At 41.5% G+C, this 1519-nt stretch carries 2 protein-coding genes; both read left to right on the top strand.

Annotated elements, in window-relative coordinates; genetic code table 11:
- Positions 1 to 374 precede the first annotated feature (374 nt).
- Positions 375 to 1112 carry an AzlC family ABC transporter permease gene (locus LD39_RS19775; RefSeq protein WP_231572623.1) on the top strand — a complete coding sequence of 246 codons (738 nt, stop codon included), beginning with the start codon at positions 375 to 377 and terminating at the stop codon, positions 1110 to 1112.
- Positions 1109 to 1402: an AzlD domain-containing protein gene (locus tag LD39_RS19770; RefSeq protein WP_035552440.1), complete on the top strand. Its 294-nt coding sequence runs from the start codon at positions 1109 to 1111 to the stop codon at positions 1400 to 1402. Before LD39_RS19775 ends, LD39_RS19770 begins: the two co-directional genes overlap by 4 nt.
- The last annotated feature ends 117 nt before the right edge of the window (positions 1403 to 1519 follow it).

The raw sequence follows: 1519 nt of genomic DNA, 5'->3' as shown, positions 1-1519 counted from the left end.
AAAAAAATAAATAAAGCCCCGCCCCTAAAAGCTAGGGACGAAGCTTTAGCTCCGCGGTACCACCCTTGTTGGTAAACGAGTTTACCCACTTGATTGGTGTATCAATTAAAAACGAATACTGTAATTCAAAGACTTGCTGCCAAGGTTTCCACCAACCACCCTGTCTCTCGAACTGCTCACAAGACTTTTACTGAGATATTCATGATACAAAACTTTATTCTTTTTCACTTAAACGCTTTTATGTGATGAAGTAATTATATCGTAAGAGAAGTAAGCGGGATTGTCAATCTTTTTTAAAAGGAAAGTAAATCCTTTTCTTATCGACTTTGAATTGTGTATAATAGTGGAAATTTAACGGGCAGGAGGGGATGAACTTGCAGTCGCAAGCCGTGAAACAAATGACTTCGTCCAACCGATTACATATGATACGACGTGGAATGTTAGCTGGACTTCCAATTATGCTTGGTTATTTGCCTATTGCCCTAACGTATGGGGTGTTAGCGAATCAATCAGGAATGAGCAATATAGAGTTAACTTTAATGAGTGTACTTGTCTTTGCGGGAGCTGCTCAGTTTCTAGCTGTTGGAATGGTGGCAGCTGGGACGGGGATGATAGAGATTATCATTGCCACATTTGTCTTGAATTTTCGTCACTTTGTTATGAGTCTTTCATTCGTTAACCAATTGAAAAACATCGCATTGCGGGCAAAGATCCCTCTCACTTTAGGACTCACCGATGAGACCTTTACCGTATCGGCTCTCTATCGGAAAGAAGCAAAAGAAGATCATGGAGCTTGGTTCTACGCAGCACTTATCCTTACAGCCTACACATCATGGGTAGGCGGTTCTTTTATCGGAGGCGTTCTCGGAGATGTCATGCCCTCGCGCTTAAGTGACAGTATGGGGGTGGCTTTATATGCAATGTTCGTCGGTCTCCTTGTTCCTTCTGTAAAAAAACATTATCGTATCGCACTCATTGCGATAGCCGCTATGCTGATCAACTTTTTCTGTCAATTTCTTGGAATGAATCAGGGATGGGCAATTGTGATCGGCACAGTTGTTGGAGGGTTCAGCGGCATTTGGATTTTAACTGATGAGGAGGAAGAAGAATGATTATATGGATGGTTATTGGAATGGCTGTTGTGACAGCCGTGCCACGTTTTCTTCCTGCCTTTATTGTAGACTTTATCAAATTTCCCCGCTGGGTTGATCGATGGCTGAATGCCATACCGTATGCGGCGCTTGGTGCATTAATTTTTCCAGGTATTATGTCTGTGAAACCGGATGCTCCTCAGATCGGAGTAATTGCAGGACTAGTAGCAGTTTTATTAGCATGGCTAAATATTCATATCATCTTTGTAGTGATTGGTGCGATCGCTTCCGTTTTTATAATGACAAGCTAAAAATGGCTCAATATAATCTTGTTATTGTAAGTTTATTCCATGAAAGTTCCCTATTCCGTAAGACTCAGTTTCGAGACTTTTTATGTTTCCGTTGCCTTGGATAGAAAAAGGTGGTCC

Origin of the sequence: Halobacillus sp. BBL2006 (assembly GCF_000786645.1) — a bacterium.
GTDB lineage: Bacteria > Bacillota > Bacilli > Bacillales > Halobacillaceae > Halobacillus.
The sequence above is the reverse complement of the archived record's forward strand: the minus strand, read 5'-3'. Positions and strand labels throughout refer to the sequence as shown.

Excerpts from the sequence above, each read along its gene's own strand:
- LD39_RS19770 (WP_035552440.1), top strand. The coding sequence starts at position 1,109 with ATGATTATATGGATGGTTATTGGAATGGCTGTTGTGACAGCCGTGCCA.